This is a genomic window from Pseudomonas sp. Y39-6, from assembly GCF_023651955.1.
Taxonomy (GTDB): domain Bacteria; phylum Pseudomonadota; class Gammaproteobacteria; order Pseudomonadales; family Pseudomonadaceae; genus Aquipseudomonas; species Aquipseudomonas veronii.
On the sequence record NZ_CP069594.1, the window covers coordinates 5,594,660 to 5,609,143 of the forward strand.

Here is a 14,484-nt window from a genome sequence, read left to right on the forward strand (position 1 = left end):
CAACGACCGATGCAGGATGTTCGCCATGATTCGTATGCCCCTGGCCACCGCCAGTCTGTTGGCCATTGCCATTTCGCTCGCCGGTTGCGGCGAAGGTAAAGACAAGGCCGCCGCGCCCCAGGCGCCGACCCCGGCCGCCAGCACTGCCGCTCCGGCGGCTGCCACCTCTGCCGGCCAGGTCGACGAAACCGCCGCCAAGGCCGTGGTCGCGCATTACGCTGACATGGTGTTCGCGGTGTACAGCGATGCCGAATCCACCGCGAAAACCCTGCAAACCGCGATCGACACCTTCCTCGCCAACCCGAACGACGAGACCCTCAAAGCCGCCCGTACCGCCTGGGTCGCCGCGCGCGTGCCGTACCTGCAGAGCGAAGTGTTCCGCTTCGGCAACACCATCATCGACGACTGGGAAGGCCAAGTGAACGCCTGGCCCCTGGACGAAGGCCTGATCGACTACACCGACAAATCCTACGAGCACGCGCTGGGCAACCCTGGCGCCACGGCCAACATCATCGCCAACACCGAGATCCAGGTCGGCGAAGACAAGGTCGACGTCAAGGACATCACCCCGGAAAAACTCGCCAGCCTCAATGAGCTGGGCGGTTCCGAAGCCAACGTCGCCACCGGCTACCACGCCATCGAATTCCTGCTGTGGGGCCAGGACCTGAACGGCACCGGCCCGGGCGCCGGCAACCGGCCTGCGTCGGACTATATGACCGGCGACGGTGCAACCGGTGGCCACAACGAGCGCCGCCGCACGTACCTGCGCGCCGTGACGCAGTTGCTGGTCAGCGACCTGGAAGAAATGGTCGGCAACTGGAAACCCAACGTCGAAGACAACTACCGCGCCACGCTGGAGGCCGAACCGGCCACCGACGGCCTGCGCAAAATGCTGTTCGGCATGGGCAGCCTGTCGCTCGGCGAACTGGCCGGTGAGCGCATGAAGGTGTCCCTGGAAGCCAACTCGCCGGAAGACGAGCAGGACTGTTTCAGCGACAACACCCACAACTCGCACTTCTACGACGCCAAGGGCATCCGCAACGTCTACCTGGGCGAGTACACCCGCACTGACGGCAGCAAAATGACCGGCGCCAGCCTGTCATCCCTGGTGGCCAAGGCCGACCCGGCCGCCGACGCCGCGTTGAAAGCGGACATGGCGGCGACCGAAGCGAAGATCCAGGTCATGGTTGACCACGCCAACAAGGGTGAGCACTACGACCAGTTGATCGCTGCGGGTAACGACGCGGGCAACCAGATCGTGCGGGACGCCATCGCCGCACTGGTCAAGCAGACCGGCTCGATCGAAGCGGCTGCCGGCAAGCTGGGGATCAGCGACCTGAACCCGGATAGCGCTGATCACGAGTTCTGATCACTGCCGACGCCTAAGTGCCATAAAGAATGCCCCGACTCGCTCGGGGCATTTTTTTTACGCCCGCAGTCGAAGGCATTACACCCGAATGATAAAAATCTGCGGCGACGCGATGGGCGTCGTCAGTTGGATGCCGCCGATCAGCGGTACCAGGTTATGACTGGCCTCAGCCTGGGCGACCAGGGTTCGCGTCGGCTCATCCATCAAGCTGCGGTAGGGCGCAACCTGCGCGTCGGCGGCAATCCGCTCACCGACCACACGCCGCGTTCTCAACCAATACAGCCTGACATCCCCCGCACGCCGGAACAGCAGCTCGCCGGCAACGTCATAGCCGCCAAGCACGCCGTAGCGACAGCCGCTCACCACCTCGCTCATCAAGCTCCGCAACCAGCCGGCCGAGCCGGGCGGGAGCGCGTTGAACAGCGGCACCGCGACGGGCTCCGGACGAAAGTCCAGGCGGCGGTAATGCCCGGGCGCGGTCGGTAACAGCCAACTGCCGTCGCTGAGCGTGTGGGTAGGCGGCAGCAACGAAAACGGATCGGCCAACCGCCCCTGCGCCGTGGGCAGCCAGAACTGCCAGTCCCGCAGGGTGCGTATCAGCGAGCGCAGGCCCAGTTGGGTCAAGCCCCCCGGGTTGGCCCGATTGAACAGGATCTGGGCGAGTTCGACTTGGCTGCGGGTGGTCAACAGCGCAAACGCCTCGCGCACATAGGCGGTGACCAGTTTTTTCAAGGCCACGCCACTGGCGACGACCCACAGCCCGTCACCGGTGGCAAACTTCACCTGTCGGGGCTGATTGTAAATGCCGGAGAGCAGCAGGTTTTCCAGATCCAGGAAATGCATGGCCGGCCGCCTCGGGTCACGAATCAATACGTCGTTGGGCGCGCTGGGGTCGCGGGGCAAAATCGCGAAATAGCGCTGGTCCATCTTGATGTATTCCTGCCCCAGCCACTGCGGATCACCGGCAACCCGCCGATAGATGCCCCGCGTCGCATCCACCACCTCGAGTTCGGCCACATCGAGGGTTCTGCCCCACTCGATGAATTGTTCGTTTGCAGGACGCACCACCGTGGCCTCGGGCGCCGCGACACGGGTACTGGCGCGTGGTGGCGTCGGTAGGCTCGGTGGCAGCTCGGCGGGCGGCGGATGGCGGGTCGCCACCACCGGCAGGTCTGGCAGATCAATCCCGTCCAGACGCCACTGAAACCGCAGAAGCGGTACGTTCAGATAGGTCTCGAAGGCCGCCGTGGAGAGCCTCAGCCGCAGGTTTTCGACCAGGGCCAGCCGATATTCGATTTCGCGCCCCGCCGGGAAGTTGAACGACTCAAACACGCGTCTGGCCTGCACCTCATCCAGCCGAGGGTAAAGGTCCCTGAGGGCACGCTCCGGCGCGTTGCCGCCCTTGAGTCCGGCTAGCGGATGGGAACCTATTTCCCACTGCCCCGACGCATTCCGCCGAATCGGCGCGTAGTGATATTGCGTCAGCTTGCGTGCGTCCCTGAGCCGCCAGGCGGCTTTGTCGCCGTCATCGAGGATCGAGTACCAACGCCCACCGTCATTGAGGAAGTAGTGCTGGGCACCCGCGGCGTTCGAGGGCGCGTGATACACGCCCTGGCCTTCCCATCCGGCCAACGGCGCCACGCCGTCGGGCTTTTTCCCCAGCGCCATCTCCGCCGGCAACGCCCTTGGCCGGGAGCCCGCCACCGGTGCGCGGGCGCCGACCGCGCCGTCCACCAGCGCACCGACCAGCTCGCCCAGCGAGCGCACGAAAGACTGTGCGGCACCGGCGCGGTCGCCCAGGTCCAGCGCCTCGACGGCGTTGAACACCGAGAACAGGCTGCGTGCCAAACCGATCGGCAACATGATCCTGACCGGCAGCACCACGGACAGCACGTCGAAGGCCACGGTTGCGACGTTCAGGCCGGTTTCAATGTCGACTTGCCGGGTGCTCTTCGCTTGCGCGGCGGCGTCGTTGATCACGCAGTTCGCTTCAGCCTCATAAGCCTCCTCGAAGAAGTCGTCGGCAATCCGGCTCAGGCTCACCATCGACACGTCGCCGCGGCCCCTGAGCACGGCGCGGACGTGAGGCTCGAAGGCCCGCTCCACGCGCCCCAGCAGGTAGGCGCGCCAACTGCTGTTGATGATGAAGTCGCTCATCAGGCGGTCTTTGGCGTACTCGTGGAACACGCGACCGTCGGGCGCCTGCGGGGTGTACACAACGATCGAGCCGACCCCGGCGGCGGCCGTGCCGAACAGCAGTACCCCGCGCACGCGCTGACCGCGCAGTTTCAAGTGCTGCACGAGAATCCGATGCCCGTCGATGCGCTCGCGCCGATCACTGTCGACGGGGGCATCGAGCACCGCCCGCACCCAATTGAAGCCACGGGCCAGGCGGTCCGGGAGGAAGTCGCCGTGGATCTTGGCCTCGATGGCGTCGAGACGCAGTTGCCGCCGCATGACTTGGCCATAGGTGTGTTTTTGCGCGAGCGCAGCCGGTGAGGTGATAAGGCGGTCCTTCAGAAAGGTGTCGTAGCCTTGTCCGACATTGACCGCGCGCACCAGATCCTTGACCTGTTGCAGGGTCAGCCCGTCATAGGCCGGGGCCGCCTCCAGATCTTCGGGGAGCAGTGCTTCATCAGGCTTTTTGCGCGTGTTTTCACTGAGCCTGGAAAAGTGCGTGAAGTTGAAATCCAGCCCGCCGAGATTCTCCAGGGCCAGTTCGGTCAGCGTGCGGCTTCGCTGCCGGAACAACGCTGTACCGGGCTCGCGCGGCGCCGGAGCAGGCGCGCCCGGAACCACGACAGTCGCCGGCACGAACGGTTCTTTGGTGTGCACGCGGACAGTGTCGGGGTCGATGTCCAGTGCATAGTCAGCCTTGAGGCGAATGCGCAGCTGTTGGTTGGCGTATGCCAGCAGCGTCGGTTTATCACTGAATTGCGCCAGCGACGGCAAGCCCTCGGCGTCCGGCAGGCGCGACAGCAGCTCGTAATAATCGGCCATCGCGGCGCGCCACGCCTGTTTATCGGCGGGGGATGCGTCGTGCAGAAAGGTTCGGAGCTGCGCCTGCCCGCGCTTGATTTCGCGGCCCCACAACACCCCGCCAGCACTGAAAAGGCGAGCGGGGTCCGTGACCCGGTCCAGCACCTGCGGCAGCTCGGCCACTTCGATGGGGTCGACCGGTGACGGGTAGCGCGACAGGGTTGAGGTGAAGTTGTCGAGCATCAACCGGCATTGCGCCTCGACACTCTCAACGAACGGCGACTCGAGCTGTTCATGGTAGACCACCTGCCCCGTGGCCTTGAGCTGACGATGCAGGGCCAAGCCTTGCGCCTGATCCGCCACCGCCAGGCCAGCGAGCACAGCGGCGAATTCGACGGGGTGGTTCAAACGCCGATGCAACTCCCGATCCAGGCTGGCCAGGGAGTCAAACGCTTCAAGCCCGGAGTCCGGCAGAAACAGCAGCAGCGTGCCGACGTTCATGCTTGGGTCCACGGGGCGCACCCGGGCCGGCTCGACCGCCTCCTGCGCCCTCACCACGGCTTGTTCCGGGTCTCTGGAGGTCAGCACAAAGGCGCCGCGCAAGGTCAGGTCCGCAGCGCCGGGAGCTCCCTTGAGGGCAACCGCGTAGACACACGGCCGGTCAGCGCGCAGCGCCTGTCGTGCCTGGGCGTGCGGGTGACGCAGTACCAGGGCGAACAGGTCCTGGTCGGCGGGGCTGAGCAGGCGGTCGGCAGCCAGTAGCGCCACTTCGGTTTTCAGCAGTTCGATACGGGTTTGCACCAACCATTGTTTCTGCGTGCGCGCATCGGTCAGGCTGCGCGCGCGCGTCCAGAAGGCTTGCACGAAAGCGCTGTAAGAAGCGGTCAGCTCGGCGACCAGGCGGTCGAGGAATTTATCCAGCCCGGCCGGGGTGATACCGCTCAAGGGCAGCAGCGCTTCGCCCGTCGCCGGCAGTCGATGCAGGGTCGCCATGCGCCCCGCATAACTCGCTGGCTGGTCAGCGGTGATACGTTGCACCACCGCATCGAACAGCGTGGGCAGCAACTCGGCCTCGGTGGGCGGTTGCGCCTCTGACGTCGCTGGCGGGATGGACGTCTCCGGCAGTCGGATGAAGGCGTGGCGCACATCGAGGCTGGGCGTCAAGGTCGGGAATGCTTGCTCGAACGCATGCTGCACAAATGAATGGAACGTCGGTGGCGACTGAAACTGCTCGGCAATCTGGCGGTCGAGCGCCATTAACTGTTCGCGCAACGCAACCTGTTGCGGTGCGTCCTTGACAGTTGGCGGTGCAGATAACAATAAATCAGACGGCATGGTGGCCTCTCGAATAGGAAACATACCGGCCCATCGTGCCTAAGCGCCCCCTGAACCATGCGCTACATAGCTACGCGCCGCCGATCGGCGGCCAAGGTTTACATGCCCTGCACCCCAGGTAGAATGGCGCCCTTCCCCTGTCACCCGAGCAGACTTCATGGCGTTGCCGACCCTTCGCATCATTGGCTTCATCATCGGCATCTTCCTGATCACCCTCGCGATCGCCATGGTCGTTCCGATGGCCATCCTGGTGATCTTCGAACGCACCAGCGACCTGCCGTCGTTCCTGTGGGCCAGCCTGATTACCTTTATCGCCGGCCTGGCCCTGGTGATTCCCGGTCGCCCGGAACATATCCACCTGCGTCCCCGGGACATGTACCTGCTGACGGTGAGCAGTTGGGTGGTGGTGTGCATCTTCGCCGCGCTGCCGTTTTTCCTGACGCAGAACATCAGCTACACCGACTCGTTTTTTGAAAGCATGTCCGGCATCACCGCCACCGGTTCCACGGTGTTGAGCGGGCTGGACACCATGTCGCCCGGCATTTTGATGTGGCGTTCGCTGCTGCACTGGCTCGGCGGGATCGGCTTTATCGGCATGGCGGTGGCGATCCTGCCGCTGCTGCGCATTGGTGGCATGCGCCTGTTCCAGACCGAGTCCTCGGACCGCTCGGAAAAGGTCATGCCGCGTTCGCACATGGTGGCGCGGCTGATCGTGGCGGCGTATGTGGGCATCACCATCCTCGGCAGCCTGGCGTTCTGGTGGGCCGGGATGGGCTTGTTCGATGCGATCAACCATGCGATGTCGGCGATTTCCACCGGCGGGTTTTCCACCTCCGATGAGTCCCTGGCGCACTGGAAACAACCGGCGGTGCATTGGGTGGCGGTGGTGGTGATGATCCTCGGCAGCCTGCCGTTCACCCTGTACGTCGCCACGTTGCGCGGCAACCGTCGGGCGTTGATCAAGGATCAGCAGGTGCAGGGTTTGCTCGCCTTGCTGTTGGTGACCTGGCTGGTGCTCGGCACCTGGTACTGGTGGACCACCAACCTGCACTGGCTGGATGCGCTGCGCCATGTGGCCCTGAACGTGACGTCGGTGGTGACGACGACCGGTTTTGCACTGGGGGACTACAGCCTGTGGGGCAATTTCTCACTGATGCTGTTTTTCTACCTGGGTTTTATCGGCGGTTGCTCGGGGTCAACGGCGGGCGGGATCAAGATCTTCCGCTTCCAGGTCGCCTATATCCTGCTCAAGGCCAACTTGAACCAGTTGATTCACCCGCGCGCGGTGATCAAGCAGAAGTACAACGGCCACCGCCTCGACGAAGAGATCGTGCGTTCGATCCTGACCTTCTCGTTTTTCTTCGCCATCACCATTTGCATGATCGCCCTGGCCTTGTCGCTGCTCGGCCTGGACTGGATGACCGCGCTGACCGGCGCCGCCAGCACGGTATCCGGGGTCGGCCCGGGCCTGGGCGAAACCATCGGCCCGGCCGGCAACTTCGCCAGCCTGCCGGACGCGGCCAAGTGGATCCTGGCGCTGGGCATGCTGCTCGGCCGGCTGGAAATCATTACAGTCTTTGTTCTGTGCATCCCGGCGTTCTGGCGTCACTGACCGTCGACGCATCCAGCAAGCGCGCGCGGTACTCGCCGGGCGTGGCGTCGAACCAGCGGCGGAAGGCGCGGAAGAAGTTGCTCGGGTCGGCAAAGCCCAGCAGATAGGCGATCTCCAGCAGGGTCATGCTCGGCTGCGCCAGGTATTGCTCGGCGAGTTCGCGGCGGGTGTCGTCCAGCAGGGTCTGGAAACTGGTGCCCTCTTCCTGCAGACGTCGCTGCAACGTGCGTTGGGACAGGTGCAGGGTCTGGGCCACCACTTCGCGCTTGGGTTCGCCCTGGGGCAACAGGCGGCACAGCACCTGCCGCGCCTTGTGGGTCACACGGCTTTCGGAGAAGCGCGCCAGGTATTCACCGGCAAACCGGTCGTGCAGCAGCGCCATTGCCTCATTGGCGGTGGGCAGCGGCGCTTCCATGTCGGCGCGCTCGAAAATCAGCGCGTCATAGGCTGCGTTGAATTCCAGGGGCGCATGGAACGCCTGTTTGTAGGGCGCGAGGTCGGCGGGTTGTTCACCTTGCAGCAGCACCTTGCGCGGTTGCAGGGTACGCCCGGTCAACCAACCGCACAGCGCCAGCGCACAGGCCAGCGAGGCTTCGGCGCTTTGCCGGGTGGGCGGCAGGTGATCGCCATGTACTGTCAGAATCAGCGCATAGCCTTCGGGTAATAATCGGAAACTCAGGTCAGCGCTTTCGGCGATGATCCGCTGGTAGCGCACCAGGCGCATAAAGCCTTCCGCCAATGTGTTGCTGGACATCAGCGCGTAACCGGTCACGTGAAACGACGCCGGGCGCACCACTTTGCCCATGTTCAGGCCAATCGCGGGGTTGCCCGACAATTCCACGGCACGCTGCCACAGCCGCGTCATGGAGTCTTGCGGAAAGCGCGCATCGGGGTCGTTGAGGGCGGCATAGTCCAGGCCCAATTGTTTGAACAACACCTGGCAATCCAGGCCGTCCATTTCCAGTGCCTTGACTATCCCCATCGCCCAGCTTGCAGAAGTTGTTCGTTCGCTCATGGCGTCTTCTTAATAAAGCAGGCTGAAACCGCAGCCAGGAAGGCAAGGATACTAAAGTGGCATCTAATGTCACTGGCTGTTACCACTGATCACTCTAGACTCAAATAAGCTCCCCGCCGAACAACTGTTCGACGGCATAACAATCAGAGGGCCGACCACCGTGGGAAATACCAAGCAATTCAATAGCTTCGCCGAGTTTTACCCGTATTACCTGAAAGAACACGGCAACAGCACCTGCCGGCGCCTGCACTTTATCGGCACCACGCTGGTGATTGGGCTTCTGGCGTATGTGCTGGGCAAAGGCGCCCTCGGCCTGCTGATTGCGGTGCCCATCGCCGGCTACGGCTTCGCCTGGGTGGGCCACTTCTTCTTCGAAAAGAACCGCCCGGCGACCTTCCAGCATCCGTTCTACAGCCTGCTCGGGGATTTCGTGATGTACCGCGACATGATCCTGGGCAAAGTGCCGTTCTAGTGGTGCGACGTCTGGTCACTTGTGCTTTAACGATGACGCTTTGTCCATCCGTCGATATAAAAGTCTTTTTGTCATTTACAGTGCTGTATCCTGCCAAGGCTTTTTGAGAGCGCGGAATCACCTGCGATTGAAAAAACAGACTTTGCGAGGAGCGACGACGATGCACGAGATACCTAATCTCCCCTTCCCAAGCCTGCACCCAACAGAGCAGCCAACACCGCAGCAGGCCGGCGACAAGCAGCCTGAGGCCAAAGAAGCAAAACCAGTCGACCGCGAAAGCCAGGACTGACGCCGTACCAGACCGTGTGGAAAGCGCACCTTTGAGCGCTTTCCACACTGCCTGAAATTCCCGAGATACCCGCCATGACCGACAACCACTCCGATAGCCCCAACGCCGCCATACTCGACACTGCCCTGCAGATGGTCGACGTATGGAACCGCCTCAACGCGGACAAACAGGCCCTGCTGCTCAAGCGCTTCGGCACCCAGGAAAACGCCTTGGCCGCCCTGGTCACCACGCAATTGCTCGCTCCTGCCCGGTCCTGACACGGTTTAGACCGACGTATTGGCTTTTTACTGCCCTGCGCGGGCCAAAGCATCGGTATCATTAGCAGCCTATCTTTACCTGCTGCGACAGTGGACCCTTCCCATGCCAGATACCCAGCGCCCCATGGCGGTCACGCTGCAAGTTGTTTCCATCGTGTTGTTCACCTTTATCGGCTACCTGAATATCGGCATTCCCCTGGCCGTGTTGCCGGGCTATGTCCACAGTGAGCTGGGCTTTGGCGCGGTGATCGCCGGGCTGGTGATCAGTGTGCAATACCTCGCCACCCTGCTGAGCCGGCCGTATGCCGGGCGCATCATCGATAACCTGGGCAGCAAGCGCGCCGTGCTGATCGGCCTGGCGGGCTGCGGCCTGAGCGGCGTGTTCATGTTGCTCGCGGCGTGGTTTTCCAGCCTGCCGGCGCTGAGCCTGGGCAGCCTGCTCATCGGCCGCCTGGTGCTGGGCAGTGCCGAAAGCCTGGTAGGTTCGGGCGCCATCGGCTGGGGCATTGGCCGGGTGGGGGCGGCGAACACGGCGAAGGTCATCTCGTGGAACGGCATCGCCAGCTATGGCGCCCTGGCGGTCGGCGCGCCGTTGGGGGTGCTGCTGGTGCGTCACCTCGGCTTGTGGAGCATGGGCGTGAGTATCCTGCTGCTGGCGGCGCTGGGTCTGCTGCTGGCGTGGCGCAAAGAGCCGGCACCGATTGTCGCCGGGGTGCGCCTGCCTTTCATGAATGTGCTGGGCCGGGTATTGCCTCACGGTTGCGCACTGGCGCTGGGCTCCATCGGCTTTGGCACCATCGCCACCTTCATCACCTTGTATTACACCACCCAGCATTGGGATAACGCGGTGTGGGCACTGAGCCTGTTCGGCGCCAGTTTTATCGGCGCGCGCCTGTTGTTCGGCAATTTGATCAACCGCATCGGCGGCTTTCGCGTGGCGATCGCCTGCCTGTCGGTGGAGGTGCTGGGCTTGCTGCTGCTGTGGCTGGCGCCGGATGCGCCGTGGGCACTGGCGGGCGCGGCGTTGAGCGGCTTCGGTTTTTCTTTGGTGTTTCCGGCGCTGGGAGTGGAGGCGGTCAATCTGGTGCCTGCGTCCAGCCGGGGTTCGGCGGTGGGCGCGTACTCGCTGTTCATCGACCTGTCGCTGGGGATCACCGGCCCGCTGGCCGGGGCCGTGGCGGCCGGCTTTGGCTTTGCGTCGATCTTCCTGTTCGCCGCCCTCGCCGCCCTGGTCGGGTTGCTGCTGAGTGTCTACCTGTACCGGCAAGCACCCAAGGCCCGCGAGGCGCGCGACGCCTAGAAGTCGACCTTGCCGCGCCCGGCCTTGATGCTGCCGCGCTTGGTCTTGGATTCGAGGCGGCGTTTCTTCGAGCCCAGGGTCGGTTTGGTCGGGCGGCGTTTCTTCTCCACCTTGGTGGCGCTGAGGATCAACTCCACCAGGCGCTCCAGCGCATCGGCGCGGTTCTGTTCCTGGGTGCGGTATTGCTGGGCCTTGAGCACCAGCACGCCGTCGCTGGTAATCCGACTGTCGCGCAGTGCCAGCAAGCGCTCCTTATAGAATTCCGGCAACGACGAGGCCGGAATATCAAAGCGCAGATGCACCGCGCTCGACACCTTGTTGACGTTCTGCCCGCCGGCGCCCTGGGCGCGAATGGCGGTCAGCTCGATCTCGGCGTCGGGCAAGTGGACGTTGTTGGAAATCACCAGCATGAGCAACGGGTTCCTCTAAGGGGAGCCCAAGGATACGCGAATGCGCCCCGCCCATCCCTTCAAACGACAAACCCGGCACGCGGCCGGGTTTGCTCAACAGCATCGAAGGGTTACTCCAGCGCGGCCGTCGCCAGACGCTGATCCGCGCGGCGCTTGTTCTTGATCCAGTAACACAGCCCCATGAACGCCACCCACACCGGGATCGCATACACCGAGACCTGAATCCCCGGACTCATCAACATGATCACCAGGATAAACACCACGAACGCCAGGCACAGGTAATTGCCATACGGATACCACAGCGCCTTGAACAACGGCACCTGGCCGGTGCGGTTCATGTACTGGCGGAACTTGAAGTGGGAGAAGCTGATCATCGCCCAGTTGATCACCAGCGTGGCCACCACCAGCGACATCAGCAGTTCCAGCGCGTGTTGCGGGACCAGGTAATTCATCAGCACCGCCACCAGGGTGATCGCCGCCGAGGCGAGGATCGAGCGCACCGGCACGCCGCGCTTGTCGATCTTCGCCAACACCCGCGGCGCGTCGCCCTGCTCGGCCATGCCCAGCAGCATGCGGCTGTTGCAGTAGGTGCCGCTGTTGTACACCGACAGCGCGGCGGTCAGCACCACAAAGTTGAGGATATGCGCGGCAGTGTTGCTGCCGAGCATCGAGAACACCTGCACGAACGGGCTGCCGCTATAAGCATCGCCGGACGCATTGAGGGTCGCCAGCAGGCTGTCCCACGGCGTCAGCGACAACAGCACCACCAGGGCGCCGATGTAGAAGATCAGGATGCGGTAGATCACCTGATTGATCGCCTTGGGAATCACAGTGCGTGGCTGGTCGGCTTCGGCCGCGGTAAAGCCGAGCATTTCCAGGCCACCGAAGGAGAACATGATGAGCGCCATGGCCATCACCAACCCACCGACACCGTGGGGGAAGAAGCCGCCGTGTTCCCACAGGTTACTCACCGAGGCTTGCGGGCCGCCGCTGCCGCTGACCAGCAGGTAGCTGCCCAGGGCGATCATGCCGACGATGGCCACCACCTTGATGATGGCGAACCAGAACTCGGCCTCGCCGAAGACTTTGACGTTGGCCAGGTTGATCAGGTTGATCAACACGAAAAACGCCGCCGCCGACACCCAGGTCGGAATCTCCGGCCACCAGTAATGCACGTATTTGCCGACAGCCGTCAGCTCCGACATGCCCACCAAGATGTACAGAATCCAGCAGTTCCAGCCCGACAGGAAGCCGGCGAAACCGCCCCAGTATTTGTGGGCAAAGTGGCTGAAAGAACCGGCTACCGGCTCTTCGACGATCATTTCGCCGAGTTGGCGCATGATCATGAAGGCAATGAAGCCGCAGATGGCATAGCCCAGGATCATCGACGGGCCGGCGGATTTGAGCACCCCGGCCGAGCCCAGGAACAGGCCGGTGCCGATGGCGCCACCGAGGGCGATCAACTGGATATGACGGTTTTTCAGGCCACGTTTCAGTTCGCCTGAAGAGGAATCGGGTCCACTCATGAAAAGGCTCTCACGCAAGGTTTGATGATGTTGAATGCAGGTTGCTGCCTTGATGTGCGACTCAAGCAGCGCCGCTCAAACCCCAGCGCAGGCACCAGGAATACAGCGTCGTTCTATCGGTCATGCGTCACCTGTTTGTTTTTATCTGTGACGAAATCGAACCCGTCTGGCTCGTGGCCAGGCGGAGTGATCAGGGTGGATTAACCCTGAGGTCTTGGCCTTTTGCGCGGTTACGCAAGGGGGTCACAGTAAAACGCGGCGCATTGTACACCGCTCGACCGCTTGCGGACGGCCCTGGCGAGCATCCGCGACAATCTGTCAGGTATTCCTTACAGCGCGGTGCCGGCCCGGTACCGCAGGCCTTTTGCGTAAATCAATCGTTACAACGCGGAAAATCGGCGTTACACCCAGCCAGTATCTGTCAGTTCACAAAAAATTGGCGGTAGGACATATCCGAACACTCGCCTGCCCCAGTGCGCTGTTTTGCATGGGGAAAAAATGGCGCGCCAAAAACAGAACAAAAAATCCAAATGAGACCGTGTCAATAAAATTTTTGCATTCCGAAACACTCTCACCTAGGTTCTTTCACTTGCCCTGCGAAGCCCGCGGGTAAGCCGTTCTCAAACAACGTCCTCTAGGAGATACACCATGCAAGCACTGGAAAACGACCTGGAAACCGAACTGCAACTCGACGATTGGTTTGAAGCGCCGACCCATGAGGCCGCCGTTGAAATGATGCAAGCCGATGCCGTGGTGCCTTTTGGCACCGCGATGTGGCCGTTCTAACCCCCGGCAGGCATCCGGCAGGCGCAGTGCGCTGCGCCTGCCCCCTTACCCAAGGCACACAAGGACACCCGTCATGGACAAGGCCCGCGCCGTCGAACACTTTCTCTACTACCTGGCCCACCATCCGGCCCTCAGCGGCTTGAGCCGGCCGACTGTGCTGCTGGGCCATACCGAACGCTACGAGGCGATTGCCCAGGCGATCAGCCTCGGCAGCGCCGCCCGCTTCAACTTCCAGGTGCAGCGCCTGGACCTGGCCGCCAGCGACACCCTGGCCGAAGCCATCGAAACCTGCGACCTGTACCTGTTTTTCTACGACGCCTCGACCCTGCCCAACCCCCGCGCCGAAGGCCCGGACTTTATCCGCGCGTTGCATGGCGTAATGGCCGAGCACTGGAAAAAATCCCTGCTGTTCAAGGACTACGGCGACTACTTCTACGACACCTTCAGCGTCGAGCCGCAACGCATCGCCGACCTCAACGCCACGCTGATCCGGCGCATGTCCCAGGCCTCGGTGCTGAGCTTCAGCGATCGACACGGCTCACGCCTGCGAGCACCGCTGAGCAGCATCAAAAAGTGGACCAATATCAACGGCATCGGCAACCACGACCTGGCCCCCGGCGAGATCGCCACCCACAGCGAAGCCATCAACGGCCAGGTGCGGTTTGTCGGCACCTTCCTCAGCACCATCCCCTTCGCACGCAAATATGGCGTGCTGCAATCACCGCTGGAGCTGTGGATCGAAAACTCGACCATCTGCAGTGTGGCCAGCGACGTCCCGGGGCTGGCGGACGATTTCAACAAGTACCTGAACGCCAACCCATCGAACCGCCGCGTGGAGGAACTGGGGATCGGTACCAATGAAGGGGTCAAGGATCTGTATGCGCGCAACGCCGGGTTCGAAGAGCGTCACTGCGGCCTGCACCTTGGGTTGGGTGGCGGGCAGAAAGGCAGTCATCACCTGGATTTGATCTTCGCCAGCGGGGTGTTGGCGCTGGATGACAAGCCGGTGTTCGATGGCACCTTTGCGTTCTGATCAGATCCAACTGTGGGAGGGGCTTGCTCCCTCCCACAGTTGATGGCATTGCAAATGCAGATCCAAAAAAAACGCCAACCCGAGGGTTGGCGTTTTTATGC

12 protein-coding genes are annotated in these 14,484 nt (G+C 62.8%); 8 read left to right on the top strand and 4 right to left on the bottom strand.

From position 1 onward, the window contains the following. Positions 1 to 25: 25 nt before the first annotated feature. Positions 26 to 1,369, top strand: coding sequence for an imelysin family protein (locus JN756_RS25450; protein ID WP_201021469.1), 1,344 nt, complete (start codon positions 26 to 28; stop codon positions 1,367 to 1,369). 78 nt (positions 1,370 to 1,447) lie between these two features. Here the strand turns inward: JN756_RS25450 and JN756_RS25455 are convergent, their stop codons facing one another. Next, positions 1,448 to 5,683, bottom strand: coding sequence for a dermonecrotic toxin domain-containing protein (locus tag JN756_RS25455; RefSeq protein WP_201021470.1), 4,236 nt, complete (start codon positions 5,681 to 5,683; stop codon positions 1,448 to 1,450). A 157-nt stretch (positions 5,684 to 5,840) separates the two neighbouring features. Between JN756_RS25455 and JN756_RS25460 the strand changes: the two genes are divergently transcribed. Continuing rightward, entirely contained in the window at positions 5,841 to 7,295 is a 1,455-nt protein-coding gene (locus JN756_RS25460) for a TrkH family potassium uptake protein (RefSeq protein ID WP_057004517.1), read from the top strand. On the opposite strand, the gene JN756_RS25465 is transcribed toward JN756_RS25460, so the two are convergent. After that, positions 7,252 to 8,310 carry an AraC family transcriptional regulator gene (locus tag JN756_RS25465; protein WP_046382278.1) on the bottom strand — a complete coding sequence of 353 codons (1,059 nt, stop codon included), beginning with the start codon at positions 8,308 to 8,310 and terminating at the stop codon, positions 7,252 to 7,254. The two genes, JN756_RS25460 and JN756_RS25465, sit on opposite strands and share 44 nt — an antisense overlap. Positions 8,311 to 8,470: 160 nt before the next feature. On the opposite strand from JN756_RS25465, the gene JN756_RS25470 reads away from it, so the two are divergent. The 4 genes from JN756_RS25470 (at position 8,471) to JN756_RS25480 (ending at position 10,628) form a co-directional block, all read left to right on the top strand. Further along, the gene (locus JN756_RS25470) at positions 8,471 to 8,782 is read left to right on the top strand and encodes an Mpo1-like protein (protein WP_017847169.1); all 312 of its coding nucleotides are present in this window, start codon (positions 8,471 to 8,473) and stop codon (positions 8,780 to 8,782) included. Positions 8,783 to 8,942: 160 nt separating this feature from the next. After that, positions 8,943 to 9,071, top strand: coding sequence for a hypothetical protein (locus JN756_RS32145; protein WP_017847168.1), 129 nt, complete (start codon positions 8,943 to 8,945; stop codon positions 9,069 to 9,071). A gap of 74 nt (positions 9,072 to 9,145) precedes the next feature. Beyond that, positions 9,146 to 9,328 carry a hypothetical protein gene (locus tag JN756_RS25475; protein WP_046382277.1) on the top strand — a complete coding sequence of 61 codons (183 nt, stop codon included), beginning with the start codon at positions 9,146 to 9,148 and terminating at the stop codon, positions 9,326 to 9,328. A gap of 103 nt (positions 9,329 to 9,431) precedes the next feature. Further along, positions 9,432 to 10,628, top strand: a complete 1,197-nt coding sequence (locus JN756_RS25480; protein WP_108524474.1) for an MFS transporter — start codon at positions 9,432 to 9,434, stop codon at positions 10,626 to 10,628. Here JN756_RS25480 and arfB read toward each other — a convergent pair. Continuing rightward, the gene (gene arfB, locus JN756_RS25485) at positions 10,625 to 11,038 is read right to left on the bottom strand and encodes an alternative ribosome rescue aminoacyl-tRNA hydrolase ArfB (RefSeq protein WP_017847165.1); all 414 of its coding nucleotides are present in this window, start codon (positions 11,036 to 11,038) and stop codon (positions 10,625 to 10,627) included. The genes JN756_RS25480 and arfB overlap by 4 nt on opposite strands. A gap of 110 nt (positions 11,039 to 11,148) precedes the next feature. Next, positions 11,149 to 12,564 (bottom strand): amino acid permease, encoded by a 1,416-nt coding sequence (locus JN756_RS25490; protein WP_126588749.1) that lies wholly within the window; start codon positions 12,562 to 12,564, stop codon positions 11,149 to 11,151. Positions 12,565 to 13,212: 648 nt separating this feature from the next. On the opposite strand from JN756_RS25490, the gene JN756_RS25495 reads away from it, so the two are divergent. Next, positions 13,213 to 13,350, top strand: coding sequence for a hypothetical protein (locus tag JN756_RS25495; protein ID WP_003175756.1), 138 nt, complete (start codon positions 13,213 to 13,215; stop codon positions 13,348 to 13,350). Positions 13,351 to 13,423: 73 nt separating this feature from the next. After that, positions 13,424 to 14,383 (top strand): CgnE/CgnB domain-containing protein, encoded by a 960-nt coding sequence (locus JN756_RS25500; RefSeq protein WP_017847163.1) that lies wholly within the window; start codon positions 13,424 to 13,426, stop codon positions 14,381 to 14,383. The last annotated feature ends 101 nt before the right edge of the window (positions 14,384 to 14,484 follow it).

Coding starts and splice junctions, on each gene's coding strand:
- JN756_RS25455 (WP_201021470.1), bottom strand. CDS start 5,683: ATGCCGTCTGATTTATTGTTATCTGCACCGCCAACTGTCAAGGACGCA.
- JN756_RS25495 (WP_003175756.1), top strand. CDS start 13,213: ATGCAAGCACTGGAAAACGACCTGGAAACCGAACTGCAACTCGACGAT.
- JN756_RS25475 (WP_046382277.1), top strand. CDS start 9,146: ATGACCGACAACCACTCCGATAGCCCCAACGCCGCCATACTCGACACT.
- JN756_RS25460 (WP_057004517.1), top strand. CDS start 5,841: ATGGCGTTGCCGACCCTTCGCATCATTGGCTTCATCATCGGCATCTTC.
- JN756_RS25500 (WP_017847163.1), top strand. CDS start 13,424: ATGGACAAGGCCCGCGCCGTCGAACACTTTCTCTACTACCTGGCCCAC.
- JN756_RS25450 (WP_201021469.1), top strand. CDS start 26: ATGATTCGTATGCCCCTGGCCACCGCCAGTCTGTTGGCCATTGCCATT.
- JN756_RS32145 (WP_017847168.1), top strand. CDS start 8,943: ATGCACGAGATACCTAATCTCCCCTTCCCAAGCCTGCACCCAACAGAG.
- arfB (WP_017847165.1), bottom strand. CDS start 11,038: ATGCTGGTGATTTCCAACAACGTCCACTTGCCCGACGCCGAGATCGAG.
- JN756_RS25465 (WP_046382278.1), bottom strand. CDS start 8,310: ATGAGCGAACGAACAACTTCTGCAAGCTGGGCGATGGGGATAGTCAAG.
- JN756_RS25490 (WP_126588749.1), bottom strand. CDS start 12,564: ATGAGTGGACCCGATTCCTCTTCAGGCGAACTGAAACGTGGCCTGAAA.
- JN756_RS25480 (WP_108524474.1), top strand. CDS start 9,432: ATGCCAGATACCCAGCGCCCCATGGCGGTCACGCTGCAAGTTGTTTCC.